The sequence below is a fragment of the Oleiphilus sp. HI0086 genome, from assembly GCF_001635225.1.
The window spans coordinates 1-1,053 of the sequence record NZ_LWFZ01000050.1 but is presented as its reverse complement, the minus strand read 5'-3'; the positions used below and the strand labels follow the sequence as shown (position 1 = coordinate 1,053).

Annotated in this window: 1 protein-coding gene; it reads left to right on the top strand. The window is 46.6% G+C overall.

The features are described 5' to 3' along the window. The coding region (locus tag A3756_RS00830; RefSeq protein WP_156490147.1) for an AMP-binding protein at positions 1-779 on the top strand (779 nt) is incomplete at its 5' end. Between the last annotated feature and the right edge of the window lie 274 nt (positions 780-1,053).

Sequence of the window (1,053 nt, the reverse complement as noted above, 5' to 3'; positions counted from 1 at the left end):
TATTGAAGACGCTTGGTCTGCAGGATGTACGCTATGCTGCGAGTGGCTCTGCACCACTAAGTCAAGATACGATTGCCTGGTACCAAAAGCTTGGTCTTGAACTCCTCGAAGGCTACGGCATGTCTGAAAACTTTGGTTATTCTCATATGTCCCAGCCAGGCAGAAGTTGCCTTGGTTACGTAGGTGAACCTTTACCTGGTGTTGATTGTCGAATCAGTGAGCAAGGTGAAATTCAAATCAAGAGCCCTACCCTGATGATGGGTTACTACAAGGATGAGGCGAAAACCAAGGCTGAGTTCACTGAAGATGGCTATTTGAAAACCGGGGATCGTGGTGAAATTGATGAACTTAAACGCCTTAAGATTACCGGACGAACCAAAGAAATATTTAAAACCAGTAAAGGTAAATACGTTGCGCCAGCGCCAATAGAGAATAAGATTATTGGCCATCAAGACATTGAGATGGTTTGTGTATCGGGCGCTGAGTACCCACAACCTCACGCATTGGTAGTATTAGCCGAATCATCGGCCAAAAAAACAAGCTGTGATGACTTTAAAGCAGAGCTTGCCTCTAGCTTTCAATCTTTAATCAAGGACGTAAACTCTACACTTGACCCTCATGAGCATATCAAGTTCGTGACGATTGTCAGTGATGAGTGGAGCATCGCCAGCGGGCACCTAACACCGACGATGAAGATGAAGCGAGATGTTATTGAGTCGAGTTACAAGCCTCATTTGGATGATTGGTATGAAGCACGCCAAGCGGTTGTTTGGCATTAGGGTGCACTATCGTCATCCCGGTGTGCTCTTCAGCCGGGATCCATGATACCTAGCACGGCGCATCAAGCAAAATGGATTCCCGCTTAACACACTGCGGGAATGACGCGTCTTTAAGACTACGGGAATGGCGCGTTTTTAAGACTGCAGGATTTCAGCAACTTGACCATCCGTGAAATCCCTATCACCGTTCCGAAAAGAATATATCACCGTATTCAGCTTCGGCATTCGACCCGGAGTCATCGGCATCAGTCATAATCGCAATCGCCTCAACTTC